Here is a 24,132-nt window from a genome sequence, read left to right on the forward strand (position 1 = left end):
GCCGCGCCGTCCGCGCGGAGACATTCGCAAAGAGCCTCTTCATGTCCGCAGACGATAAAGGCCGCCTGCACGCCCGCGTCATCGTGCTGGGGTCCGGCCCCGCCGGCTATACGGCGGCGATCTACACGGCGCGCGCCATGCTCGAGCCCGTGGTCATCGCCGGCTTCGATCAGGGCGGCCAGCTCATGATCACCACAGATGTGGAGAATTACCCCGGCTTCGCCGAGCCGATCCAAGGCCCGTGGCTGATGGATCAGATGCGCGCGCAGGCGGAGCATGTCGGCGCCAAGCTCGTCTCCGACCATATCGTCGAGGCGCGGCTCGACAAGCGCCCCTTCGAGCTATTGGGCGATTCGGGAACGCTCTACACGGCGGACGCGCTCATCATCGCGACCGGCGCCAAGGCCAAATGGCTCGGCCTTCCCAGCGAGGAGGCGTTCAAGGGCTATGGCGTCTCCGCCTGCGCCACTTGCGACGGCTTCTTCTTCCGCGGCAAGAAGGTGCTGGTCGTCGGCGGCGGCAATACGGCGGTCGAGGAGGCGCTCTATCTCTCGCAGATCGCCGCCGAGGTGACGGTGGTGCATCGCCGCGATTCTTTCCGCGCCGAGCGCGTGCTGCAGGAGCGGCTCGCCGCGCGGCCCAATGTCAAAATCCTCTTCGATCACGCCATCGACGAGATTTTGGGCGGCAGCGCCCCGCCCTCGGTCACGCAGACGCGCGTGAAGAACGTGAAGACCGGCGCGACGCAGACTCTGGATGTGGATGGCGTCTTCATCGCCATCGGCCATCAGCCGGCCTCGGAGCTGTTCGTCGGCCAGCTGGAGCTGAAGCCCTCCGGCTATATCGCCGTGCAGCCGGGCACGACCAACACCAATATTCCTGGCGTGTTCGCGGCGGGCGACGTGGCCGACGAGACCTATCGCCAGGCGGTGACGGCCGCCGGTCTCGGCTGCATGGCGGCGCTGGATGTGGAACGCTATCTGCTCGAGACGCCGGCGCCGGCGAGCGACGCGCTCGCCTCCGAGGAGCCTTTGTGAGATAGCCCCCTCCCCGGCCCTCCCCCGCTCACGCGGGAGAGGGAGAAGATTCGGCGCTTCATCGAAATTTCGCGCGACGCCCGCCGCCCCCTCTCCCGCGAAGCGGGGGAGGGTGAGGGAGGGGGCAAAGGAACACCGAAGGCAAAAACTCCACATGCCCGACCTTCTCCTCGAACTCTTCAGCGAAGAAATCCCCGCCCGCATGCAGCGTCAGGCGGCCGATGATCTGCAGCGGCTGGTCTGCGGCGCGCTCGCCGAAAAGGGGCTGACCTATGAGGGCGCGGCCGCTCATGCGACGCCGCGCCGGCTGGCGCTGCATATCGCCGGCCTGCCCGGCCGCCAGCCGGATACGCGCGAGGAGAAGAAGGGGCCGCGCGTCGGCGCGCCGGAGGCCGCCATTCAGGGCTTTCTGAAGAGCGCCGGCCTCGCGTCGATCGACGAGGCGAAGATCGAGAAGGACGCCAAAAAAGGCGAGTTCTACGTCGCCGTCATCGAGCGCGCCGGGCGCGAGACGATCGAGGTGCTGGCGGATCTGCTGCCGGGCATTGTGAAGAGCTTCCCCTGGCCGAAATCCATGCGCTGGGGCAAGGCCTCGACGCGGCTCGATTCGTTGCGCTGGGTGCGGCCGCTGCAATCCATCCTCGCCACTTTCGGGACCGAGATGGAGACTCCGGATGTGGTGCGCTTCTCTGTCGACGGAATCGAGAGCGGCGATCTCTCCCACGGCCATCGCTTCCTGGCGCCGGCGCCTTTCGCGGTGAAGCGCTTCGACGATTACGTTCCCGCGCTCGAGAAGGCGAAGGTCGTGCTCGACGCCGCGCGCCGACGCGACATCGTCCTGCATGACGCGCGCAATCTCGCCATGGCGCTGGGGCTCGAGCTCATCGAGGACGCCGCGCTGCTCGAGGAGGTCGCCGGCCTCGTCGAATGGCCGGTGACGCTGATGGGCGCTTTCGACGAGAGCTTTCTCTCCATTCCGCCCGAGGTCATTCGCACGACCATTCGCGTCAATCAAAAATGCTTCGTGCTGAAGCGCCATGACGGCGGGCTCGCCAATCGCTTCATCCTCGTCTCGAACATAGAGGCGAGCGATGGCGGCGAGACGATCGTCGGCGGCAATCAGCGCGTCATCGCCGCGCGTCTGTCGGACGCGAAATTTTTCTATGAGACCGATCTGAAGACGCCGCTCGGCGAGCGCCTGCCCAAGCTCGACAATATCGTCTTCCACGAAAAGCTCGGGACACAGGGCGAGCGCGTGAAGCGCATAGAGACGCTGGCGCGCGAGCTGGCGCCTATCGTCGGCGCCGATGCGGACAAGGCCGCGCGGGCGGCGACGCTCGCCAAGGCCGATCTCGTCACCGAAATGGTCGGCGAGTTCCCCGAGCTGCAAGGCCTGATGGGCCGCTATTACGCGGCCGCGCAGGGCGAGGACGCAGAGGTCGCCGCGGCGCTCGAGGAGCATTACAAGCCGCAAGGGCCGGCGGACCGTATTCCGACGAGCCCGGTGTCCATCGCCGTGGCGCTCGCCGACAAGCTCGACACGCTCGTCGGCTTTTGGGCGATCGACGAGAAACCGACCGGGAGCAAGGACCCTTATGCGCTACGGAGAGCGGCGCTGGGCGTCATCCGCCTCGCGCTCGAGAATGAGCTGCGGCTACCGCTGCGCGAAGCCTTTGCCGCCGCGCAATGGCCGGTCTGGCTCGCGGCGCGCACGCCGCTGCGCGAGCTGGTGACGAGCGAGGTCAATCGCGTCGCCTCGGACCTCTCGCCGAATGGCGCCGCGACTCTCTCGGCCGACGCCGAGGCGCATCTGCGCCGCGACATAGAGAAGCAGCTTCACGCCGTCGGCAGAGAGGCGGGCGCCGAGGCGCCCTCGCCTGCCGCCGAGATTTTCTTGCGCGAGACGCTGCCGCCACTGCTGGCCGCCAATGCGGCCGATCTCCTCGCCTTCTTCATCGATCGCCTGAAGGTCTACCTTCGCGATCGCGGCGCACGATATGACCTCATCGATGCGGCGCTCGGGGCCTCGGCCTCGGCGCAGTCTCGAGAAGGGAGCGCGCAAATGCCGGACGATCTGCTCACCATCACGCGCAAGGTGGAGGCTCTGGGGAAATTCCTCGACACCGACGACGGCAAGAATCTGCTCGCCGGCTTCCGCCGCGCCGCCAATATTCTCAAGATCGAGGAGAAGAAGGACGGCGCCGGCGCCTATGACGAGCCGCACCATCCCAATCTGCGCATGGAACTGCCCGAGCATAAGCTCGCCGCCGCCATCAAGCGCGCGCGGGAGGAGACTTCGGAACGGCTGGACAAGGAGAATTTCGAGAGCGCTATGCAGGCGCTGTCCAAGCTGCGCGAGCCGGTCGACGACTTCTTCGAGGCGGTGACGGTGAATTGCGACGATCCGAAAGTGCGCCTCAACCGCCTGCGCCTGCTCGCGGAGCTGCGCGAGGCCATGCTGCAGGTGGCGGATTTCTCGAAAGTGGCGTGAGGCGCAGCGCCGTCGGGTGAAGGTTTCCTCATCCTGAGGAGCCTGCGCAGCAGGCGTCTCGAAGGACGAGGAAACCTTCATGCGCCGCCGTCTGGAACTCACCCTCGTGCTTCGAGACGGTCGCTGCGCGACCTCCTCAGCATGAGGGCGAGGGTGATTGCACTTCCCCGAGGAACCTACGCCCCATTCCCGGTAAACGTCCGCGGCGCGGGCGAGAGCACCTTGGCGGCGCCGCCGGAAATCTCCAGCACGGAGAGGCCGCGCTCGTTCATGCCGTCGGCCTTGAAGCGGAACACGCCATCGGCGCCGTTGAAGCCCGACGGATTGACCAGCACATTGTCCGAATAGCGCTGCGAGCCCTGGCTGCGCGACAAAGCTATGGCCAGCGACACGGCGTCATAAGCGAGCGTCGCTATGCGGGCCGGATCGGTGTTGAACTTGGCGCGGTAACGCTGCGCCAGGGAGTTGAAGCCGGCGTTCTCCGGCGCGACGAACCAGGCGCCTTGCAGCGCCGGAAGCTTCAGCACGCGGGCGTCATTCCAGAGGCCGGTTCCGAGCACCTGAATGCGCTTTGTGTCGATATGCGCCGCCTGCAATTCCTGCGAGACGGCGCCCATAGCCTCGGCCTGCTCGGGGATGAAGAGAGCGTCGATCTGCTCGGCCGCCTGGGCGATGCGCTGCACTGAAGGCTGCACGGCGCCGGGCTTGTAGCGCTCGATCGTCAGCACGCGCATGCCGTGATTGGCCGCGCTCTGCTGGAATTGCGCTAGCGCCACAGTGCCATAATCATTCTCGGGCACGAGCGCGGCGATGGATTTCTTGCCGCGCTGCGCGGCGAAATCGACGATGCGCTCGACATAGCCCTCGACCAGGAAGGACAGGAGATAGACGCCCTTGCCGGCGACGGAGGAATCGGTCGAGAAAGCGATGATCGGCTTGCCCGCGCCGCGGGCGACGCGCGCCGCCTCCCTCACGCCGCTGGCGAAGACGGGGCCGATGACGATCTCCGCGCCCTCGTTTATCGCGTTTTGCGCGGCCTGGGCGGCGCCGGCGGGCGTCGAATGATCGTCCTTGACCAGAATGGTCACATCATTGGCGCCGCTGTCGGCATAGGCGAGCTTGGCGGCGTTCAGCAGCGAGGCGCCCACCTGGCTCGGCCCGGAGGCCATGGAGAGCGGCACGATCAGCGCTATGCGCGTCGCGCCGCTGCCGATCAGCTCGCCCTCATTGAGTTGGCCGACCTCCACCTTGCCGAGCGGCGCCGAGAGCCGCAGATCGGGAGCGCCCGGAACGCCGGGCCCCGCCGTGGGATTGCAGGCGCTGAGAAAGGACGCCGCAGCCAAGGCGCAGACGAGGCGCGCCGACGCCGCAGCGCCGCCCCGCCGAAACCTGTTCCGCCTACCCATGACCAATGGAAGCCTCCCGCTCGAACGGCCCGATGAAATCGCCGTCTTATACGCGATTGCGGAAAGCGCACGGCAACCCCTAAATTGAAATAAAATGGAATTTTGCGGGGAAATTGCGGCCTTGAACGCGCTTTCCATGTTCTGTAAAAAGAACATACGGACGATTCATCGAACGCATCGGCAGAGAGGCGGGCCATGAGCGAGGGAAAAGTGACGACGCCGGCGGCTTATACCGCTTTCGGCCTGCGAGCGGAGGCGGAGAAAATCGCGCCCGGGCTGCATCTCGTCGCGACGCCGATCGGCAATCTGAAGGATATTTCCTTCCGCGCCTTGTCGACTCTGGCGGCGGCCGACGCCGTCGTGGCGGAGGACACGCGCGTCACCAAGACTTTGCTCGCCCATTATGGGATTTCGACGCCGCTCGTCGCCTATCACGAGCACAACGCCCATGTGATGCGGCCGCATCTCATCGCGCGGCTGGAGGCCGGGGCAGCGCTCGCGCTGGTCTCCGACGCCGGCACGCCGCTGGTCTCCGACCCCGGCTTCAAGCTCGTGGCCGAGTCGCTGGAGAAGGGGATCAAGGTCACATCGGTCCCCGGCCCTTCCGCCGTGCTGGCGGCGCTCGTCGTCGCCGGCCTGCCGACGGATCGCTTCTTTTTCGAGGGATTTTTGCCGCATAAGGGCGGGCCGCGACGAGCGCGCCTCGCCGAGCTCGCGCGCATTCCCGGCACTCTCGTGTTCTTCGAATCGCCCAAGCGCGTCGCCGAGACGCTGGAGGACGCCGCCGCCGTGCTCGGCCCGCGCGACGCGGCCATCGCCCGCGAGCTGACCAAGCTCTATGAATCGGTGCGGCGCGGCAAGCTCGACGCGCTCGCCGCCGCTCTGCGCGAGGAGGAGCCGCCGCGCGGCGAGATCGTCGTGCTGATCGCCCCGCCCGGCGCGGACGCCGAGGCGACGAGCGAGGCGGAGCTCGACGCCAAGCTCGAGGAGGCGCTCGCCGCCCATTCGCTGAAGGACGCCGCCAGCGTCGTCTCCGCCTCCACCGGAAGGCCGCGCCGCGAGGTCTATGCGCGAGCCATCAAGCTCGCCGCCGAGCGCGAGAGCGAGACGCGCGAGTGAGCGACGCGGAAGAAAGGCGCGCCCGCCATCGCGGCGGGCTGCGCGCCGAGACGATCGCGGCGCTTTTCCTGAGAGCCAAATTCTACGCCATCCTCGACCGCCGCTATCGCATTCGCGGCGGCGAGATCGACATTGTGGCGCGTCGCGGCCGGACCATCGCTTTCGTGGAAGTGAAGGCGCGCGCCAATCTCGAAGAAGCGATGATCGCCATCACCGAGGAGAAGCGCCGCCGCATCTCCCGCGCGGCGTCGAAATGGCTGGCGTCCAATCCCTGGGCCGCCGACCATGTGCTGCGCGGCGACGCGGTCTATATCGCGCCGAAGCGCCTGCCGCTGCATGTGGAAGCGGCGTTCGAGCTGGATTTGGGTTGAAGTAAAGAGACGAAGCGATGAAGCCGCGCCCCTTCTCCCACTCGTGGGAGAAGGTGTCGCGCGAATGCGCGACGGATGAGGGTCCATGGGACGCAAGGCGCCCTCATCCGACCCTCGCTGACGCGAGGGCCACCTTCTCCCACAAGTGGGAGAAGGAGGGCGCGAACCTATTTATCTCGCAGACCGTCTCAGCTCGCGAGGCTCTGCGCCAGCTCTTCCGTATGCGCCTGAGTGCGGCGGGCCATATGGTCGATCTCGCGGGCGAGCGTCACGATCGACTCGGCGCCGGCGCCGGTCATGGCCATGGCGCTGGCCACTTGCGAGACATGCTGCGACATGGCCGAGGCGCTGTCGGCGGCCGAGCGCACGCTGCGGGTGATGTCCTTGGTGGCGGCGTCCTGCTCATGCACGGCGGAGGTGATGATCGCGGAAATATGCTCCACCTCGGCGATCTTGTTCTTGATCTTGTCGATGGAGGAGACGGAGAGATTGGTCGCCGCCTGAATCTCGGAAATCTGATCGGCGATCTCCTGCGTCGCCTTGCCGGTCTGGGTGGCGAGGCTCTTGACCTCCTGCGCCACCACGGCGAAGCCGCGGCCCGCCTCGCCGGCGCGCGCCGCCTCTATGGTGGCGTTGAGCGCGAGAAGATTGGTCTGCGCGGCGATGCGCGAGATGAGGCTCACCACATCGCCGACGCGATTGGCGGCGGCGGAGAGGCGCAGCATCTCGGCGCTGGAGCCATTGGTCTCCTGCACGGCCTGGCGCACGACTGTGGTCGATTCCACCGCCTGACGGCTGATCTCGCCGATCGCCTCCAGCAATTGCTCCGAGGCGGTGGCGACCGAGGCGACGTCGGCGGCCGCCTGCAACGAGGCGGTGCGGGCGAAATCCGTATCCTCGCGGGCGCGACGTTCCTGCACGATCATCTCCTCCGATGCGCCGGCCATTTTCTTCGTCAGCTCGCCGAGCGCCGCGGTCGTCGCCGAAAGTTCGTGGGAATAATGCTCGACCTGCTCGCGAATGACTGCCTCGCGGCGCAGCCGCTCCTCGCGGTCGTCGCGGGCGCGAATCTCGGCCGCCATCTCATTATTGGCCCGCACTGCGTCGCGCAGCACGATCAAGGCCTTGGAGATCGCGCCGATCTCGTCGCCGCGCTCCGCGCCCTGCACGACAATGGTGGTGTCGCCGGCGGCGAGATCGGCCATTTGGCGGGCGATGGTCTTGATCGGCGAGGCGATGGTGCGGTGAATGGTGGGGATGGAGACGCCGACCACCAGAAAAGCGGCCGCCAGAGTGCCGAGCAGCAGCTCGAGCGATAGCGTCGCCGCCGCCTGATTGGCCGTCACCGCCAGCTGCGACGCCCGCGCCGCATTGGCCGGATCGGCCGCGGCCCCGGTCAGATCGCGGACATTGGCGACCGAGACATAGGCGGTCGCGCCCATGAGCAGCAGCAGAGCCAGAAAAAGGAACTGCCTGAGCGCGAGGCCAGCGCCGATCGAGGTGAACCGCATTGGGGGCTGTATCCAGTTTGTTCCGGTCTTGACAGTTGTCCGTAGTTTTAGACCGATCTCCTTCAAGCGGAGTTAACGTCTATGTGGTCGGGACGCCCGAATTCGAGGAAGCGCTTTCGCCCCGGGACGAAAAGCGTTACTTCCTCAAGTCCGGCCCGAGAGGCCGGCGCGGTCGCCACGAAAGAGACATCGAGAGCATGATCGACGTCGCGGTCCAGATGGACCCCCTGGACAAAATCAATTTCGCCGGAGATTCCACCTTCGCGCTGATGCTCGAGGCGCAGAGGCGCGGCCATCGCCTGTGGCACTACACGCCGGACAAGCTGTCGCTCGGCGCGGGACGGCTGAGCGCGCCGGCGCGGGAGATCGCCGTCTATGACGATTCCGCACGCTATTACGAGCTGGGCGAGGAGCGCGTGCTCGATCTCGCCAGCGTCGACGTCGTGCTGTTGCGGCAGGACCCGCCCTTCGACCTCGCCTATATCACCTCGACGCATTTTCTGGAGAAGATCCAGTCGCGCACGCTGGTCGTCAATGATCCGTCCGCCGTGCGCAACGCGCCGGAAAAAGTCTTCGTCATGGAATTCGCCGATTTGATGCCGCCGACGCTGCTGACGCGCGACCGGGCGGCGATCGAGGCGTTCCGCGCCGAGCATGGCGAGATCGTCATGAAGCCGCTCTACGGCCATGGCGGCGCCAGCGTGTTCAAGGTGGAGCCGGTCGATCCCAATTTCGGCTCGCTGTTCGATCTCTTTTCCTCGATCTTCCGCGAACCCTGGGTCGTGCAGCGCTTTCTGCCGGCCGTCAGCAAGGGCGACAAGCGCATATTGCTGGTGGACGGCGAGCCGCTCGGCGCGGTGAATCGCGTTCCGGCGGAGAACGACATTCGCTCCAACATGGTGCGCGGCGGCGCGGCGGCCTCGACGGCGCTGACCGAGCGCGAGCGCGAAATCTGCGCGCGGCTCGGCCCGGCGCTGCGCGAGCGCGGCCTGCTGTTCGTCGGCATAGACGTCATCGACGGCAATCTGACCGAGATCAACGTCACCTCCCCCACCGGCCTGCGGGCGCTCGCCCGGCTCGGCGGACCCGACCTCGCCGCGCCCATCTTCGACGCGATCGAGGCCAAGCTCGCGAGGCTGCGCGCGAATGGCTGACGCGCGCAAAGCCGCGCTGCGCGCGCGGGAGGAGCCATTGCAGGAGGAGCCTTTGAAGCCCGTGCGGCCGCAGCCGCCGAGCGCGCAGGGCCTGCGCGCGACGCTCGGCGAAAAGATCGCCGCAGTGAGCAGAGCCGCCAAGCCCGGCGAGCCGCCGCGCGCGGCGGTGGTCGAGATATTGCGCAATGTGCTGGCCGACAGCCATGAGATCGCGCGCGCCTATCTCGAATCCGGCGGCAAGGGCCTCGTCTGCGCGCGCTATCTCTCGGATCTCGAGGACGAGATCATCGGCGCGATCTATGATTATGTCGTTCGCTTCGTCTATGTCGCGGATAATCCGACCTTCGGCGAGCGGCTGACCATCGTCGCCGTCGGCGGCTATGGGCGCGGCACTCTGGCTCCCGGCTCCGACATCGATCTTCTGTTCCTGCTTCCCTATAAGCAGACGCCCTGGGGCGAGAGCGTCGTCGAGGCGATCCTCTATGTGCTCTGGGATCTGCGCCAGAAGGTCGGCCATTCGAGCCGCTCCGTCGCCGAATGCCTGCGCCAGGCGCGCGCCGACATCACCATACGCACCACAATATTGGAAGCGCGCTTCATCCTCGGCAGCTCGGAGCTCTTTCACGAGCTGCTCGAGAGCTTCGATCGCGAGATCATGCGCGTCGATGCGCGCCAATTCGTCGCCGCCAAGCTCACCGAACGCGACCAGCGCGTCTCACGCGCGGGCTCCTCGCGCTATCTCGTCGAGCCCAATGTCAAGGAGAGCAAGGGCGGCCTGCGCGATCTGCACACTTTGTTCTGGATCGCCAAATATGTCTATCGCGTGCGCGAGCCGGAGGAGCTCGTCGCCGCGGGCCTCTTCACGCGCAGCGAGCTGACGCTCTTCCAGCGCTGCGAGGAATTTCTGTGGCGCGTGCGCTGCCAGCTGCATTTTTCCACCGGCCGCGCCGAGGAGCGCCTCTCCTTCGATCTGCAGCCCATGCTCGCCGCGAAGTTCGGCTATCACGACCGCGCCGGCCTGTCGCACACCGAGCGCTTCATGAAGCATTATTTCCTGGTCGCCAAGGACGTCGGCGATCTCACCGCCATCGTCTGCGCGGCGCTGGAGGCGCGCGAGGCCAAGCCGCCGGCGATGCTGGACCGCGTGCTCGGCCGGCTGCGACGGCGCTCGCGCAAAATGCCGTCGAATGATTTCATCGTCGAGCACGACCGCGTCAATGTCGCGGCCGAGGATGTGTTCCGCCGCGATCCGGTGAATATCATCCGCCTGTTCTGGACCGCCGACCGCTATGGCCTCGCGATCCATCCCGACGCCGTGCGCGTCGTCACGCGCTCGCTGCGGCTGATCGACTCGGATCTGCGCGCGAGCAAGGAGGCGAACCGGCTGTTCCTCGAGATTCTGCTGTCGCACAACACGACGGAGACCGTGCTGCGGCGCATGAACGAGACCGGCGTGCTCGGGCGCTTCATTCCCGAATTCGGCCGCATCGTCGCGATGATGCAGTTCAACATGTATCATCACTATACGGTCGACGAGCATCTCCTGCGCGCCGTCGGCGCGCTGGCGGCGCTGGAATCGGGCCGCGGGCCGAAGCAAGCCGCGCTCGCCAACGACATTCTGCCGACCATCTCCAATCGCAAGACGCTCTATCTCGGCCTGCTGCTTCACGATATCGCCAAGGGCCGCAAGGAGGATCATTCGGTGGCCGGCGCGACCATCGCGCATTCGCTGTGCCCGCGTCTCGGCTTCGATCCCGGCGAGACGGATACGGTCGCCTGGCTGGTGCAGCATCATCTGCTGATGTCCAGCATAGCGCAGAGCCGCGATCTCTCCGATCGCCGCACGATCGAGAATTTCGCCGCCATCGTGCAGACGATGGAGCGGCTGAAAATGTTGCTCGTGCTGACCATGTGCGACATTCACGCGGTCGGCCCCGGCGTGCTCGACGCCTGGAAGGCGCAGCTGCTGAACGTGCTCTATTGGGAGACGGAAGTGGTGCTCGGCGGCGGCCATTCGGCGGCCGATCGCAAGAGCCGCGTCGCCCAAGCGAAAGAGGAGCTGCGCGCCGCGCTCTCGGATTGGAGCGAGACCGAATTCCAGGCCTATGCGCAGCGGCATTACTCCGCCTATTGGCTGAAGGCCGATCTCTCGCGCAAGGTGCGCCATGCGCGCCTGCTCCGCGATCTGAAGGACGCCAAGGCGCCGCTCGTCACCACGGTCGATCTCGACACGAAGAGCGGCGCGGTGGAGCTCACCGTCGTCGCGCAAGATCATCGGCGTCTGCTGTCGATCATCGCCGGCGCCTGCGCCGCCAGCGGCGCCAATATCGTCGACGCGCATATCTTCACCACGGCCGACGGGCTCGCGCTCGACACCATCTTCTTCTCGCGCGCCTTTCCGCTGGACGACGACGAATTGCGCCGCGCGCGCCGCGTCGCCGATTTCATAGAAAAAGCGCTGCGCGGCGAGATCGCCATTTCCGAGGCGGTGGCCGCGCGCAGCGCGCAGCGCGATTCGACGACGGCCTTCGACATCGCGCCGGGCGTCGTCATCGACAATAGCTTCGCCAATATGGCGACCGTCATCGAGGTCTCCGGCCTCGACCGCGTCGGCCTGCTGTTCGATCTGACCAACGCCATCTCCAATCTCAATCTCAACATCGGCTCCGCTCATATCGTGACCTTCGGGGAGCGCGCCGTGGACGCCTTCTATGTGACCGATCTGACCGGCGGGAAAATCGTCTCGCCGGCGCGACAAGCGGCGATAAAGCGCCAATTGCTGGATGTCTTCGCGATTCGCGTGCGAAAGGCCTCCGGCGGGGGCGCGGGCGCCGCCCCGACTTGATTTTGCACGCTCCCGCACTGATATCGGGGACGTTTCATCGCCAATGGAAGAGATCATGAGCGACGATAAGAAAAAGGACACGCAGGAAGAGGCCCGCGCCCGTCAGGCCGAGGACGCCGAGGCCTCCGCTCTGGCGCAGCCCGGCGCCGAATCCGACATCGCCGAGCCCGAGCCCTTCACCGAGCTCGCCAATCTCCACGCCGAGGTCGCCAGCTTGAAGGACAAGCTGCTGCGCACGCTCGCCGATATGGAGAATCTGCGCCGGCGGACCGAGAAGGAGATCGCCGACGCCAAGACCTATGGCGTCACCAATTTCGCCCGCGAGATGCTGACCTTCGCCGATAATCTGCGCCGCGCGGTCGACAGCGTGCCGGCAAAGGCGCGCGAGGGCCTCGAGCAGAGCCTGTCCACTTTCATCGAAGGCGTCGAGCTGACCGAGCGCGATTTCGTCTCCCGCCTCGCCCGCTTCGGCGTCAAGAAGATCGAGGCGCAGGGCCAGCGTTTCGACCCCAATCAGCACGAGGCGCTGTTCGAGATCCCGGACGAGAGCGTGCCGCATGGCACGGTCGCGCAAGTGGTCGAGCCCGGCTATACGATCGGCGAGCGCGTGCTGCGCCCCGCCAAGGTCGGAATCTCGCGGGGCGGGCCGAAGGCCTGACCCTATGCTTTTTCTGGATGACCGGGAGCGCGCGACGTGGATGACGCCGCGCGTCAGAGCCAATCATTGCGGCGAAAGCGCCAATAGAGCGTCGCGCAGATCGCCACCGTCGCCGCGAGGATGAGGAAATAGCCGTAGCGCCATTCGAGCTCCGGCATATTCTTGAAATTCATCCCGTAAATGCCGGCGATCGCTGTCGGCACCGCCAATATCGCGCCCCAGGCGGCAAGCCGCCGCGTGATATGGGTCTGCTGCATCTGACCGTTCATCAGGCTCGCCTCGAAGGCGAAGGCCAGCACCTCGCGCAAGGTGGCGATCTGCTCGCGCACGCGCAGAATATGGTCGGTCACGTCGCGAAAATGCGGACGCATGGCGGCGTCGATCGCCATCACCTCGGTATGCTCGAGGCGTTGGCAGACGTCGACCAGCGGCGCGACGGCGTTGCCGAGCCGCAAGAGATCGCGACGCAGCGCATAGAGCCGATCGACATGCGTCTTGTCCGGCGATTGCGCGAGAATATGATCCTCTATCTCTTCGACTTCCGCATTGATCGTCGCCAGCACGGGAAAGTAATTGTCCACGATGAAATCGAGAATGGCGTAGACGATATAATCCTCGCCCTCTGAGAGCCCATGCGGCGCCGCCTCGCAACGCTCGCGCACATGCGCGTAAGAGCTGGAGGCGCCGTGGCGGATCGACAGCACATAGCCCTTGCCGACGAAGAGATGCGTCTCGCCGAAAGCGATGCGGCCATTCTCCATTTGCGCGGTGCGCGCGACGATGAACAGGCCGTCGCCAAATTGCTCGAGCTTGGGATATTGATGCGCCTTGCCGGCGTCCTCTATCGCCAGAGGATGCAGATCGAACTGCCGCTGCACGCGCGCCAGCAGCGCGAAAGACGGCTCATAGAGGCCGATCCAAACGACATGGCCGGGACGCACGGCGAAGGCGCCGGCCTCGTCGATCGCAATGTCCTGAAGCCGGCGGCCGTCGGCATAGACGGCGGCGGCGACCACGCCAGGCTCACGCCCGTCGCTTTGCGGCCTATCGTTCATATTCTCGCTCCGAGCGCGCTCCACGGCGGCATCATAATAGGGTCGTTTCAATAAGCTATCTATCGCACGAGCGTGACAGCTCCGTCGCGTCTGGCTAATCTGAGCCGGACGAAAAGAATTTTCGATGCGCGAGCGAACGCCGACGCATCCACGCGGCCGCAGTCGCCGCGACGTCACGAATATTTGAAGCTCCATGAGCCGCCGATGCGGGGCGGACGTTGATCGGGAGGCCAGAAATATGACGATAGAAGCGCAAGGCGCGACGCCGGATCGCGTCGCCGTTTCACGCAAGCTCGGCTTGATCGGCGCGCCATTGGCGGCGATCGCTTATCCCTGGACGCTGCATGCCTTCAATCTCGCCGCCACGACGCTCGAGCCGTCGGGACAGGCGCATCTCGTCGCTTGGATCGGCGCCGCGGTTTTCTTGGCTATGGCCTTTGCGGTCCCGCTGATCGGCCTGCTCGCATCGTTCCGCCTGGCGCGCATCGCGGCGCCGACTGTGGCGGAACGACGCGCCGAGTTCGTGGCGCTGATCGTCGTCGCCGCGCCGGCGATCTACACCTTCCTCGGCGTCGTCGATTTCATGACCAATAGCCCGCTTCCCGATGAATGGGCCTTTGCGCTGCTGTGGGTCCTCCTCATCGTCGCAATCGTCGCGAGCCCGGACGACCGCTATCCGCTCGCATCCTCGGCGGCCGCGCCGGCGACGCTACGCATCGCGCATGGCGTCGCCGCAATCGCCATCCTCGCCGCGTTCCTGGGCTTTCATCTCGTCAATCATCTCGCGGGCCTGATCGGGCCGGATGCGCATCGCAGCCTCATGAAGAGCGTTCACGCCATTTATGGCTCCGCTCTCGTCGAGCCGCTGCTCGTCGCCACAATGCTGTTTCAAGTGGCGAGCGGATCGTTTCTCGCGTGGCGCCATTTGCGCGCGAGCGCCGATCCGTTCAGGATTTTCCAAATCGCGGCGGGCGTCTATCTCGCCGTCTTCATCCTCGGCCATATGAATTCGGTGTTCGTCTATGCGCGCGGCTGGTCCAATCCGCCGATCGCCACGGATTGGTCCTTCGCGACCAGCGAGGCGTGGGGCGGGCTGATCGCGAGCGGATGGAGCAATCGCCTCATTCCCCATTATGCGCTGGGTGTTTTCTTCGTCGTGGCGCATATGGGCGCCGGCCTGAGAATGGCGATGCTCGGCCATGGTCTGCCAGTGCGATGGGCGAGTGGCGCGATGATCGGCGTGACGGCGGCGGCCGCCCTCCTCGCTCTCGCCATAATGCTCGGAATGTGCGGCCTGCGCCTCGCTCTCGTCTGAACGCCGCTGGCGACGGCGCGAAGGCCGCGCCGTCGCCGAGCGATCCGCGCTCCGACCCTGTCGAAATCACATCAGCGCGCGAAAATCCTCGACAGTGATCGGCGCGACGACATTCTGCGCATCGTCCAGAATCTCATAGAGCAGACCCTTCCCATAGATGGTGAAGAAAACGATCACGTCCTGATCGCCGCCGCCCTCGCGATGCGGGTTCTCCGTCGGCGGGCTGACCTTGTAGCTGCCCACCGGCCGCACCTCCTTTATCTCGTCATTGGCGTGATAGAGGCGATGCTCGCCTTGAATCACGAAGGTCTTGTTCAGAGTCTTGTGACGATGCAGCAGGATTTTCTCATTGGCGGCGAATTTGTACAAGACATGAACGATGCCGGCCTCGTCATCGATATTCAGCACGGAGAGCCAGAGGTGATCGATCCCTTCGAGTCTCTTCCAATCGATGTTCTGGTCGTCGAAAATGAATTTCGTCATTGCGCTTTCTTCCCGGTCCGAGACGACCGGAACAGCCTGACGAAAGAGGCCGCGCCGCGCCATGGACGCCATCCCTCCGGGCGCCGGGCGAATTGCCCGAGAAGGCGCCGCGCCCGAGCCCGCGCTCGCGCCTTACGAAAGTTTCATGCGGCAGCCACTGTGGCGTAAGCTCACGAACACCATCTTCATCGTCGAAGGCGGACGCCCCGCCGCGCCACCGGCCGCAGCTCCCGAGTGAGAGAGCGCGCCGCTGGCAGATCGATGGAGACGGTTTGATGACCTTGCCTATGCTGTTTCGTCGAGCTCTCGCCACCAGCCGCACGGCGCGCTGGCGTCGTCCAGAAGGACGCCCTTTCCGCCTCGCGCTGATGTCCGGCGCCGCCGCTCTCGCGCTCGGCGCGACGCTGCTCTCCCCGGCGCAGACGCTCGCCTGGGGCCAGGCTCCTGCGACGCAGACGCAGAGCTCCAGCCAGAGCGCGGCCCCGGCCGTCGGCCCGCAATCTTTCGCCGATGTCGTCGAGCGGGTGAAGCCCGCCGTGGTCGCGATCAAGACCAAGGCGCTGGAGGCCGGCGGCGGCCCCGAGGAAGGCTTTCCCGGCGCGCCGCCCGAGCTTTCGCCCGACGACCCGCTCTATCGCTTCTTCCGCCATTTCGGCGAGCCTCCGGGAGGCGGACGCGGCCGGCAGAAGCATATGACGCAGGCGCAAGGCTCCGGCTTCGTCATCACCAATGACGGCTATGTCGTCACCAACAACCATGTCGTCGAGAATGCGACGCAGGTGGAGGTGACGTTCGACGACGGCCGCACGCTGCCCGCGAAGATCATCGGAACCGACAAGCGCACCGATCTCGCGCTGCTGAAGATCAGCGACGGCAATAATCTGCCGCATGTGGACTGGGCGAGCTCCAGCCCGCGCGTCGGCGATTGGGTGATCGCGGTCGGCAATCCCTTCGGCCTCGGCGGCACAGTGACGGCGGGCATCGTCTCGGCGCGCGGCCGCGACATCGGCGCCGGCCCCTATGACGATTTCATCCAGATCGACGCGCCGGTGAACCGCGGCAATTCCGGCGGCCCCTCCTTCGACGAGCATGGCCAGGTGATCGGCGTCAACACGGCGATCTACTCGCCCTCCGGCGGCTCGGTCGGCATCGGCTTCGCCATCCCCTCCGAGGTGGCCAAGGACGTCATCGCCGCGCTCAAGGACAAGGGACAGGTGGCGCGCGGCTGGATCGGCGTCTCCATCCAGCCGATCACGCCGGAGATCGCCGAGAGCCTGGGGCTCAAGACGAGCAAAGGCGCGCTGATCGCGCAGCCGCAGCGCGGCGGACCGGCCGAGGCGGCCGGGCTGAAGGCCGGCGACGTGGTGACGGCCGTGGACGGCCAGAAGGTGGACGGACCGCGCGACCTCGCCCGCCGCATAGCGACGCTCGGCCCCGGCAAGAGCGCGGAGTTGACCTATCTGCGCAACGGCGCGGAGAAGAATGTGAAGCTGAAGCTCGGCAAGCTGCCGAGCGAGAAGGAGACCGCCGCCGCCGAATCCAATGACGACGGCGTCGAGCCCGGCGCGGCGCTGGCCGCCTATGGCATAGAGGTCGCCCCGGCGGCCGAGGTGCGCGGCGGCCGCGGCGGCGAGGGCCTCATCATCGTCGGCATAGACCCCAATGGCGCCGCCGCCCAGAAGGGCCTGCGCCAGGGCGATGTGATCGTCGAGGCCAATGGCCAGACGCTCAAAGGACGCGGCGATCTGCAAGCCGCCATCGACTCGGCCAAGAAGGAGGGCCGCAAATCCGTGCTGCTGCGCGTGAAATCCCCGGAGGGCGCCCGCTTCGTCGCCCTCTCGGTCAATCCGGCGTCGTGACGGCGCTCTAGAGCTTCTTGCGCGATCGGCCCGTTTTGCCCGCCCCCCGTGTAGCGGGCCAGCGCAAAGGAGGCGGCGGGAGGCGTTTCGTCTCCTCTCCCGCCGCGTCAGTCGCGGCAGGTCGGCGCGTATCGCCGGCCTGCCGTTTTTATTCGAGGCGCGCTATATGAGAGAGATGCGAATATTGGTCGTCGAGGACGATTCGGAAGCCGGCGCCTATCTCGTGAAGGCGTTTCGCGAGCAAGGCCATGTCGCCGATCATGCGGCGGACGGGCTCTCCGGCTATGCGGCCGCGGCGGAAGGCCATTACGACGTGCTCGTCGTCGACCGCATGCTGCCCAAGCTGGACGGGCTCTCGCTGATCTCGGGCCTGCGCGAGCAGAAGATCGACACCCCCGCCCTCATCCTCTCCGCGCTCGGCCAGGTGGACGATCGCGTGCGCGGCCTGCGCGCCGGCGGCGACGATTACGTGTCCAAGCCCTACGCCTTCTCCGAGCTGCTCGCCCGCGTCGAGGCGCTGGCGCGCCGCCGCGGCGGGCCGAGGCCGGAGGAGACCGTCTATCGCGTCGGCGATCTCGAGCTCGATCGGCTGGCCCATAAGGTGGTGTCCGCCGGACAGGAGATCGTGCTGCAGCCGCGCGAGTTCCGCCTGCTGGAATATCTCATGAAGCACGCCGGCCAGGTGGTGACGCGCACCATGCTGCTCGAGAATGTCTGGGATTATCACTTCGATCCGCAGACCAATGTCATCGACGTCCACATCTCCAGACTGCGCTCCAAGATCGACAAGGGCCGCGAGACGCCGCTTTTGCACACGATCCGCGGCGCCGGATATATGATCCGTGAAGGCGCTCGTTAGACTCTTCCGCACGACGGCCTTCAAGCTGTCGCTCGCCTATCTGGTGCTCTTCGGCATCGGCGCCGCATTGGTGCTGACCCGCGTGCAGATCAATGTCGAGGACCTTTTCGACGAGCAGACCGCGCAGACGATCGACGCCGACATTCGCGGCCTCGCCGAGCAATATTCGGAAGGCGGCATTCGCCAGCTGGTGGAGGTGATCGAGCGGCGCGTGCGCACGCCCGGCGCCTCGCTCTATCTGGTGACGACCTTCTCCGGCGAGCTCGTCGTCGGCAATATTGCCGAGCTGCCGCCGGACCTGCCGGACGGCTCCGAGCTGGTCGAGGCGCGCTATCAGCGGCGCGGCGAAACCGCCGCCCATCATCGCGCCATGATGCGGCTATTCCAGCTCCCCGGCGGCTTTCGCCTGCTGGTCGGCCATGATCTGCAAGACCGAAAGCTGCTGCGCGGCATATTGCGCCGCGCGCTCGTCGCCTCGCTGTTCTGGCTCATCGCCATCGGCACGCTCGGCGGCCTCATCGTCGCGCGGCGCATTCTGGCGCGGCTCGACAAGCTCTCCGCCTCGGCCCGCCGCATCATGTCCGGCGATCTCGAGCAGCGCCTGCCGCTGATGGGCGCGGACGACGAGCTGGACCGTCTCGCCGGCAATCTCAACGCCATGCTGGACCGCATCGAGCAGCTGATGGCGGGGCTGCGCGAGGTCTCCGACAATATCGCCCATGATCTCAAGACGCCGCTGACGCGCCTGCGCAATCGCGCCGACGCCGCGCTGCGCGCCGATCTCGGCGCCGACCAATATCGCGACGCGCTGACCGACATGATCGAGGAATCGGACGCGCTCATCCGCATCTTCGACGCGCTGCTGATGATCGCCCGCGCCGAGGCCGGCTATTGCAGCGATTTCTCCAGCGATTTCGACGCCGGCCGCGTCACCGCCGACATTGCCGAAATGTACGAGCCCGTCGCCGAGGAGCATGGCGCGCGCATAGAGCTCGCCGCCGCCGAGGGTCTGACGCTGCGCGGCAATCGCGAGCTGCTCGGGCAGGCGCTGGTCAATCTCGTCGACAATGCGCTGAAATATGGCGCGACCGCGCCCGGCGCCGTCGTGCGCGTCGCGGCGCGAGGGACGAGCGACGGTATAGAGATCGAGGTCTCCGATCGCGGCCCCGGCATAGCGGAGAAGGATCGCGACCGGGTGATCGGCCGTTTCGTGCGGCTCGAGAATTCGCGCTCGCGGCCGGGCTCCGGCCTAGGCCTGTCGCTCGCCGCCGCCGTGGCGCGCCTGCATGGCGGGACCTTGCGCATAGAGGACAATGCGCCGGGACTGCGCGTCGTGCTGGCGCTGCCGCGCGCGGCGGCCAAGACCCATGCGCCGAGCGCCGCGCCCTCCCCCGCCGTTCCGCTGGCGCCGCCGGCGGAATAGCTCCTCAATCGAGCTCGAATCTGTCCTTGTAGTCCTTGCGCAGCGCAGGGTCCTGATCCTCCTTGCGCAAATGGCAATTGCCGACGACGAGCGTCTCGATCTCCGTGCCCATGAAGCAGGCGAAGGCGTCCTCCGGCTTGCAGACGATCGGCTCGCCGCGCACATTGAAGCTGGTATTGACCAGCACGGGACACGATGTCAGCGCATGAAAGGCCGAGATCAGCGCGTGATAGCGCGGATTGGTCTCGTGATGCACCGTCTGCACGCGCGCGGAGCAATCGACATGCGTCACTGCCGGAATGACGCTGCGCGGCCGCTGCAAGCGCTCTATGCCGAACAGCGCCTCATCCTCCGCGCTGGTCGCGAGCCTGTGCTTCGTCGCGACATCGGCGACGAGCAGCATGTAGGGCGAATCCTCGTCGAGATCGAACCAATCGGCGACATGCTCGCGTAGAACGGACGGCGCGAAGGGCCGAAAGGACTCGCGATATTTCACCTTGAGATTGAGCGTTCTCTGCATTTGCGGCGAGCGCGGATCGGCGAGAATGGAACGCCCGCCGAGCGCGCGCGGGCCGAACTCCATGCGCCCCTGGAACCAGCCCACAGCCCTGCCTTCGGCGAGATCGCGCGCAGTGACGGCGATGGTCTCCTCATCCGAGAGCGTCGTGAAGCGCGCGCCGCAATCGGCGAGCCGGCGCTCTATGTCGCTCTGCGAATAGGACGGCCCGAGATAGGCGCCCTGCATGGCGTCGCTCTCGCCGCGCGCGGCGCGCGGACGCCCGTTGAATTCGTGATAGGCGAGCAGCGCGGCGCCGAGCGCGCCGCCGGCGTCGCCCGCCGCAGGCTGAATCCAAATGCGCTCGAAGCTCTTGTCGCGCAGAACCTTGCCATTGGCGACGCAGTTGAGCGCGACGCCGCCGGCGAGGCAGAGATTGCGCGCGCCCGTCTCCGCCGCCAGCGCGCGCGTCAGGCGCAGCACGATCTCCTCCGTCACCGCCTGGATCGACGCGGCTATGTCCATATGACGCTGCGTCAGCTGCTCCTCCGGCGCGCGCGGCGGCCCGCCGAACAGGCGATGCAGCTTCTCGCTCGACATGCGCAGCCCTGTGCAATAATCGAAATAGGATTGATCGAGACGGAATGTGCCGTCCTGTTTCAGATCGACGATGTGATCGAGAATGAGGCTCGCATATTTCGGCTCGCCATAGGGCGCGAGGCCCATCAGCTTATATTCGCCGCTATTGACCTTGAATCCCGTGTAATAGGTGAAGGCCGAATAGAGCAGGCCGAGCGAATGCGGAAAGCGCAATTCGCGCTGCATGGCGAGCTTCGCGCCCTCGCCGAAGGCGACCGATGTGGTCGCCCATTCGCCGACGCCGTCCATCGTCAGCACGACAGCCTCGTCGAAGGGCGATGGATAGAAGGCGCTCGCCGCATGGCTGAGATGATGCTCGGCGAAGAGCAGACGCGCGCGCCAATCGACATTGGGCGCGTGATGCTTCAGCTTTTGCGTGAGCAGAGATTTTTGAAACAGCTTGTCGCGCAGCCACACCGGCAGAGCGGTCGCGAAGGACTGAAACCCGCGCGGCGCGAAGGCCATATAGGTCTCGAGCAAACGCTCGAACTTCACGAAAGGCTTGTCGTAGAAGGCGACGTGATCGATGTCCTTCGCCTCGACGCCGGCGGCGGCGAGGCAATAATCGATGGCGTTGGCGGGGAAGCGCGCATCATGCTTGACGCGAGAGAAGCGCTCTTCCTGCGCGGCGGCGACGATGCGTCCATCCTCGATCAACGCGGCCGCGCTGTCGTGATAGAAGGCGGAAACGCCCAGAATTCGCACGAGCGATCAGAACAGCGTGTAGATGAAAGGCGCGACCGCCGTTCCCTGCAGCAGCATCAGGCCGCCGAGCAGCATCATCACGCCGAGCACTGGCGCCATCCAATATTTCTTGCGGCTCGCCACGAAATCCCACAGCTCGACAACCATATCCATCGCATTCGTCTCCTGTCAGAAATTGCTTTTGCGGTCAGAATTGCTTGCGCATGTCGGAGGCGCCGTCCGCATCGCCGCGCCGCGTCCAATAGCTCTCCGCCGCCTCGTCGAAGCGCAGCGCGAGCGGATCATGCCCACGCAGACGAAAGAGAATTGCGATCGGCGTCACCACGCCGAAGAACAGCACGGCCATGACGATCGGATTGACGATTTTGTGAAGCGTCGATCCGAAGGCGAGCCACAGATCATTGAGCGCTGCGAGCCGCTTCGGCGCGATGATGGCGAGCGCTGCGAAAACCGCGGCGACGGCGAGCGCCCAGACGTGCGGAGAGTCGTTTCGCCACATCGGCGCCAGCGCCAAAATGGTCAGCGCGGCGGCGATCACCAGGCCGAAAGAGCGATCGGAGCCACGCTCGACCGGCCGATCCGAGGTGAGGGTTTCATGCGTCATCTTATGGCGCTATTCCCTGAAAAAAACCGTAGAGACGCGTCGTCGTCGAAACCTTTCGAGGCTTAGGCGGTGAAAAGCCGAGCGTCAATTACGGGGTATCCCCATCCGCATCCGCAGATCGATGTAGAAGATTGAGCGGCATGACGTTTCCATGCTCGCATGACTTTGCGCACCGGCATCGCGGCGCGGGCGAGCCTGTGGATGACCTTCGAGCGACGGGCCGTCGCCGCGCGAATGAGCGGCCTCCGCGCGCTTTCGGCTTGCGCGCGACAAAAAAAAGGACCTTAATTCATGGGTTGTCGGAAAGGGGCCTGCAATGACCTCATCCCTTTATATCATCAATCCCGCTGCAGATTTTCCAACCTACTTCGGCGCAGAGATTCTCGTCGCATCCGGCCGGCCTTCCGGCGTCATGATGGCCGATCTCTCATCGACCACGGTCGCCGCTATGGCGCCGCGCGACTTCGCGATCGAGATCAGCGACGAGGGCGTCGCGCCCGTGAATTTCGATCATGACGCGGATTGGATTTGCGTCACCGGCAAGGTGAGCCAGCGCCGCCGCATGATCGCCATCGCCGACGAATTTCGTCGCCGCGGCAAGAAAGTCATCATCGGCGGGCCATACGCCAGCCTCAGCCCCGATCATCTCGCCGCGCATTGCGACGTGCTGGTGAGCGGCGAGATCGAGGAGATTTCGGAAGAATTCTTCGCCGATCTGCGCCGCGGGCGTCCGCGCGATCGCTACATCGGCGACAAGCCTTCGCTGGCGACGAGCCCGATCCCGCGCTGGGATCTCTATCCCAATCATCGCGCCATGCTCGGCGCCGTGCAGACCTCGCGCGGCTGTCCGTTCGAATGCGAATTCTGCGACGTCATCCAATATCTCGGCCGCAAGCAGCGCCACAAGCCGATCGCCAATGTGATCGCCGAGCTCGACGCTCTATGGGCGCATGGCTTTCGCGCGACATTCTTGGCCGATGACAATTTCACCGCCTATCGCGCTCATTGCAAGGAGCTGCTGGAGGCGATGGCGCATTGGCGGCGCAATGGCCATGAGATGGATTTCGTCACGCAAATCTCCATCGACGCGACCCGCGATGCGGAGCTGATGGACATGCTGGTCGAGGCCGGCGTGCATCAAGTGTTCATCGGCATAGAGACGCCCAATCTCGACAGCCTGCGCGAGACCGGCAAGAAGCAGAATTTGAAGATCGACATTCAAAGCGAGGTGCAGAAGCTCATCGACCGCGGCGTTTCGGTGATGGGCGGCATGATCGTCGGCTTCGATCACGATGGGCCGAACGTGTTTTCGCAGCAATATGAATTCGCCATGTCGACGCCGATCCCCATCTTCAGCCTCGGCGCGCTGATGGCCTCGGAGGCGACGCCGCTCTTCGACCGCATCACGGCCGAGGGACGCCTGCTGCAAGGCACTGTCGAGACGCAGGCGGTTCCCTGGGGCTCCAATATTCGCCCGGTGACGATGAGCATGGAGGAGCTGAATTCCGGCCTGCACAATCTCTGCAACGCGCTCTATTCGCCCGCCGCCTTCGGCGAGCGCATGTTGAATTTCATTCACAGCTTCGGCCGCGCGCGCGATTTGAGCGACGCCGAGCTGCCGGAGTTCGAGAGCTTTCGCGAGGTGGAGCGGCAGGCAATGGAGATCGCCGCCGAGGTGCGCCGTCTCGGCGACGCCGAAGGGCGCATGTGGAACAAAGTGTGGGGCGCGGCGCTGCGCAAGCCGGCGACGGCGAAGATCGTCGGCCGCATCATGTTCCAATATGCGCAAGCGCGGCACATGTTCGACCGCGGCAATTATTGGGAGCCGCAATTGGCCTATGCGCCGCCGCGGCGGGAGATGGCGGAGGCCGCAGCGGAGTGACGGCGGCGGACGTCGTCGGAGCTTCGGCGTTACGCCAAGCTTCTACCACGCCTCGGCGTGCGCTGGCGTGGGTGGCCGGGACAAGCCCGGCCAAGACGCCCCGGGGTGAGGAAGGTGGGACGCCCTGTGACGAGGAGGATGTGTGCATTCCATAGCCGCGTGCGGGGAGAGGGAGAGCACGCCGAACCACTCAGCCAAAATCGCGAGCTCGAAGGCTCGC

General features: G+C 65.8%; 19 protein-coding genes. 12 read left to right on the plus strand and 7 right to left on the minus strand.

The genetic code is table 11. The features are described 5' to 3' along the window. Positions 1–41 precede the first annotated feature (41 nt). Together trxB and glyS are read left to right on the plus strand one after the other, a co-directional pair. The gene (gene trxB / locus ACT53T_RS18125; protein ID WP_036291156.1) at positions 42–1,037 is read left to right on the plus strand and encodes a thioredoxin-disulfide reductase; all 996 of its coding nucleotides are present in this window, start codon (positions 42–44) and stop codon (positions 1,035–1,037) included. Between the two features lie 154 nt (positions 1,038–1,191). Then, positions 1,192–3,528: a glycine--tRNA ligase subunit beta gene (gene glyS / locus ACT53T_RS18130; RefSeq protein ID WP_476162286.1), complete on the plus strand. Its 2,337-nt coding sequence runs from the start codon at positions 1,192–1,194 to the stop codon at positions 3,526–3,528. Between the two features lie 176 nt (positions 3,529–3,704). Here glyS and ACT53T_RS18135 read toward each other — a convergent pair whose 3' ends face one another. Beyond that, positions 3,705–4,934: a penicillin-binding protein activator gene (locus tag ACT53T_RS18135; protein ID WP_476162287.1), complete on the minus strand. Its 1,230-nt coding sequence runs from the start codon at positions 4,932–4,934 to the stop codon at positions 3,705–3,707. A 195-nt stretch (positions 4,935–5,129) separates the two neighbouring features. On the opposite strand from ACT53T_RS18135, the gene rsmI reads away from it, so the two are divergent. Both rsmI and ACT53T_RS18145 read left to right on the plus strand, forming a co-directional pair. Beyond that, positions 5,130–6,053: a 16S rRNA (cytidine(1402)-2'-O)-methyltransferase gene (gene rsmI, locus ACT53T_RS18140; protein WP_018265695.1), complete on the plus strand. Its 924-nt coding sequence runs from the start codon at positions 5,130–5,132 to the stop codon at positions 6,051–6,053. Continuing rightward, positions 6,050–6,424 (plus strand): YraN family protein, encoded by a 375-nt coding sequence (locus ACT53T_RS18145; protein ID WP_476162288.1) that lies wholly within the window; start codon positions 6,050–6,052, stop codon positions 6,422–6,424. Before rsmI ends, ACT53T_RS18145 begins: the two co-directional genes overlap by 4 nt. Before the next feature lie 188 nt (positions 6,425–6,612). Here the strand turns inward: ACT53T_RS18145 and ACT53T_RS18150 are convergent, their stop codons facing one another. Next, on the minus strand, positions 6,613–7,935 hold the full coding sequence (locus tag ACT53T_RS18150) for a methyl-accepting chemotaxis protein (RefSeq protein ID WP_018265697.1): 1,323 nt from the start codon (positions 7,933–7,935) through the stop codon (positions 6,613–6,615). Positions 7,936–8,132: 197 nt separating this feature from the next. Here ACT53T_RS18150 and gshB point away from each other — a divergent pair, with 197 nt between their 5' ends. Genes gshB through grpE form a run of 3 tightly spaced genes read left to right on the plus strand, consistent with a single transcriptional unit; the run spans position 8,133 to position 12,592 of the window. Then, positions 8,133–9,089: a glutathione synthase gene (gene gshB / locus ACT53T_RS18155; RefSeq protein ID WP_018265698.1), complete on the plus strand. Its 957-nt coding sequence runs from the start codon at positions 8,133–8,135 to the stop codon at positions 9,087–9,089. Further along, a complete protein-coding gene (locus ACT53T_RS18160; protein ID WP_476162289.1) occupies positions 9,082–11,934 on the plus strand; it encodes a [protein-PII] uridylyltransferase in 2,853 nt (950 codons plus the stop codon). Before gshB ends, ACT53T_RS18160 begins: the two co-directional genes overlap by 8 nt. Before the next feature lie 55 nt (positions 11,935–11,989). Further along, entirely contained in the window at positions 11,990–12,592 is a 603-nt protein-coding gene (gene grpE / locus ACT53T_RS18165) for a nucleotide exchange factor GrpE (RefSeq protein ID WP_026191346.1), read from the plus strand. A gap of 53 nt (positions 12,593–12,645) precedes the next feature. Here grpE and corA read toward each other — a convergent pair whose 3' ends face one another. Beyond that, complete coding sequence (corA, locus tag ACT53T_RS18170) at positions 12,646–13,647, minus strand: magnesium/cobalt transporter CorA (RefSeq protein WP_476162290.1); 1,002 nt, start codon at positions 13,645–13,647, stop codon at positions 12,646–12,648. Between the two features lie 238 nt (positions 13,648–13,885). Here corA and ACT53T_RS18175 point away from each other — a divergent pair, with 238 nt between their 5' ends. After that, the gene (locus ACT53T_RS18175; protein ID WP_476162291.1) at positions 13,886–14,962 is read left to right on the plus strand and encodes a hypothetical protein; all 1,077 of its coding nucleotides are present in this window, start codon (positions 13,886–13,888) and stop codon (positions 14,960–14,962) included. Between the two features lie 66 nt (positions 14,963–15,028). On the opposite strand, the gene ACT53T_RS18180 is transcribed toward ACT53T_RS18175, so the two are convergent. Then, entirely contained in the window at positions 15,029–15,445 is a 417-nt protein-coding gene (locus ACT53T_RS18180) for a cupin domain-containing protein (RefSeq protein ID WP_476162292.1), read from the minus strand. A gap of 275 nt (positions 15,446–15,720) precedes the next feature. On the opposite strand from ACT53T_RS18180, the gene ACT53T_RS18185 reads away from it, so the two are divergent. From ACT53T_RS18185 to ACT53T_RS18195, 3 genes are all read left to right on the plus strand, one after another. Further along, positions 15,721–17,304 (plus strand): Do family serine endopeptidase, encoded by a 1,584-nt coding sequence (locus ACT53T_RS18185; RefSeq protein ID WP_400768158.1) that lies wholly within the window; start codon positions 15,721–15,723, stop codon positions 17,302–17,304. A 175-nt stretch (positions 17,305–17,479) separates the two neighbouring features. Next, on the plus strand, positions 17,480–18,163 hold the full coding sequence (locus ACT53T_RS18190) for a response regulator transcription factor (protein WP_476162299.1): 684 nt from the start codon (positions 17,480–17,482) through the stop codon (positions 18,161–18,163). After that, positions 18,147–19,586: a sensor histidine kinase gene (locus ACT53T_RS18195; protein WP_476162293.1), complete on the plus strand. Its 1,440-nt coding sequence runs from the start codon at positions 18,147–18,149 to the stop codon at positions 19,584–19,586. Before ACT53T_RS18190 ends, ACT53T_RS18195 begins: the two co-directional genes overlap by 17 nt. Positions 19,587–19,590: 4 nt before the next feature. Here the strand turns inward: ACT53T_RS18195 and ACT53T_RS18200 are convergent, their stop codons facing one another. Genes ACT53T_RS18200 through ACT53T_RS18210 form a run of 3 tightly spaced genes read right to left on the minus strand, consistent with a single transcriptional unit; the run spans position 19,591 to position 22,030 of the window. Next, positions 19,591–21,426, minus strand: coding sequence for a carbamoyltransferase family protein (locus ACT53T_RS18200; RefSeq protein ID WP_476162294.1), 1,836 nt, complete (start codon positions 21,424–21,426; stop codon positions 19,591–19,593). Between the two features lie 6 nt (positions 21,427–21,432). Further along, complete coding sequence (locus ACT53T_RS18205) at positions 21,433–21,579, minus strand: DUF5989 family protein (protein WP_018265707.1); 147 nt, start codon at positions 21,577–21,579, stop codon at positions 21,433–21,435. A 34-nt stretch (positions 21,580–21,613) separates the two neighbouring features. Continuing rightward, on the minus strand, positions 21,614–22,030 hold the full coding sequence (locus tag ACT53T_RS18210) for an SxtJ family membrane protein (RefSeq protein WP_476162295.1): 417 nt from the start codon (positions 22,028–22,030) through the stop codon (positions 21,614–21,616). A gap of 316 nt (positions 22,031–22,346) precedes the next feature. Here ACT53T_RS18210 and ACT53T_RS18215 point away from each other — a divergent pair, with 316 nt between their 5' ends. Next, entirely contained in the window at positions 22,347–23,912 is a 1,566-nt protein-coding gene (locus ACT53T_RS18215) for a B12-binding domain-containing radical SAM protein (RefSeq protein WP_476162296.1), read from the plus strand. The last annotated feature ends 220 nt before the right edge of the window (positions 23,913–24,132 follow it).

This window comes from Methylosinus sp. DMC45 (assembly GCF_056313885.1).

Excerpts from the sequence above, each read along its gene's own strand:
- ACT53T_RS18175 (WP_476162291.1), top strand. The coding sequence starts at position 13,886 with ATGACGATAGAAGCGCAAGGCGCGACGCCGGATCGCGTCGCCGTTTCA.
- glyS (WP_476162286.1), top strand. The coding sequence starts at position 1,192 with ATGCCCGACCTTCTCCTCGAACTCTTCAGCGAAGAAATCCCCGCCCGC.
- grpE (WP_026191346.1), top strand. The coding sequence starts at position 11,990 with ATGAGCGACGATAAGAAAAAGGACACGCAGGAAGAGGCCCGCGCCCGT.
- ACT53T_RS18205 (WP_018265707.1), bottom strand. The coding sequence starts at position 21,579 with ATGGATATGGTTGTCGAGCTGTGGGATTTCGTGGCGAGCCGCAAGAAA.
- ACT53T_RS18215 (WP_476162296.1), top strand. The coding sequence starts at position 22,347 with ATGACCTCATCCCTTTATATCATCAATCCCGCTGCAGATTTTCCAACC.
- trxB (WP_036291156.1), top strand. The coding sequence starts at position 42 with ATGTCCGCAGACGATAAAGGCCGCCTGCACGCCCGCGTCATCGTGCTG.
- gshB (WP_018265698.1), top strand. The coding sequence starts at position 8,133 with ATGATCGACGTCGCGGTCCAGATGGACCCCCTGGACAAAATCAATTTC.
- ACT53T_RS18185 (WP_400768158.1), top strand. The coding sequence starts at position 15,721 with ATGACCTTGCCTATGCTGTTTCGTCGAGCTCTCGCCACCAGCCGCACG.
- ACT53T_RS18190 (WP_476162299.1), top strand. The coding sequence starts at position 17,480 with ATGCGAATATTGGTCGTCGAGGACGATTCGGAAGCCGGCGCCTATCTC.
- ACT53T_RS18135 (WP_476162287.1), bottom strand. The coding sequence starts at position 4,934 with ATGGGTAGGCGGAACAGGTTTCGGCGGGGCGGCGCTGCGGCGTCGGCG.
- ACT53T_RS18160 (WP_476162289.1), top strand. The coding sequence starts at position 9,082 with ATGGCTGACGCGCGCAAAGCCGCGCTGCGCGCGCGGGAGGAGCCATTG.
- ACT53T_RS18150 (WP_018265697.1), bottom strand. The coding sequence starts at position 7,935 with ATGCGGTTCACCTCGATCGGCGCTGGCCTCGCGCTCAGGCAGTTCCTT.
- ACT53T_RS18180 (WP_476162292.1), bottom strand. The coding sequence starts at position 15,445 with ATGACGAAATTCATTTTCGACGACCAGAACATCGATTGGAAGAGACTC.
- corA (WP_476162290.1), bottom strand. The coding sequence starts at position 13,647 with ATGAACGATAGGCCGCAAAGCGACGGGCGTGAGCCTGGCGTGGTCGCC.
- rsmI (WP_018265695.1), top strand. The coding sequence starts at position 5,130 with ATGAGCGAGGGAAAAGTGACGACGCCGGCGGCTTATACCGCTTTCGGC.
- ACT53T_RS18210 (WP_476162295.1), bottom strand. The coding sequence starts at position 22,030 with ATGACGCATGAAACCCTCACCTCGGATCGGCCGGTCGAGCGTGGCTCC.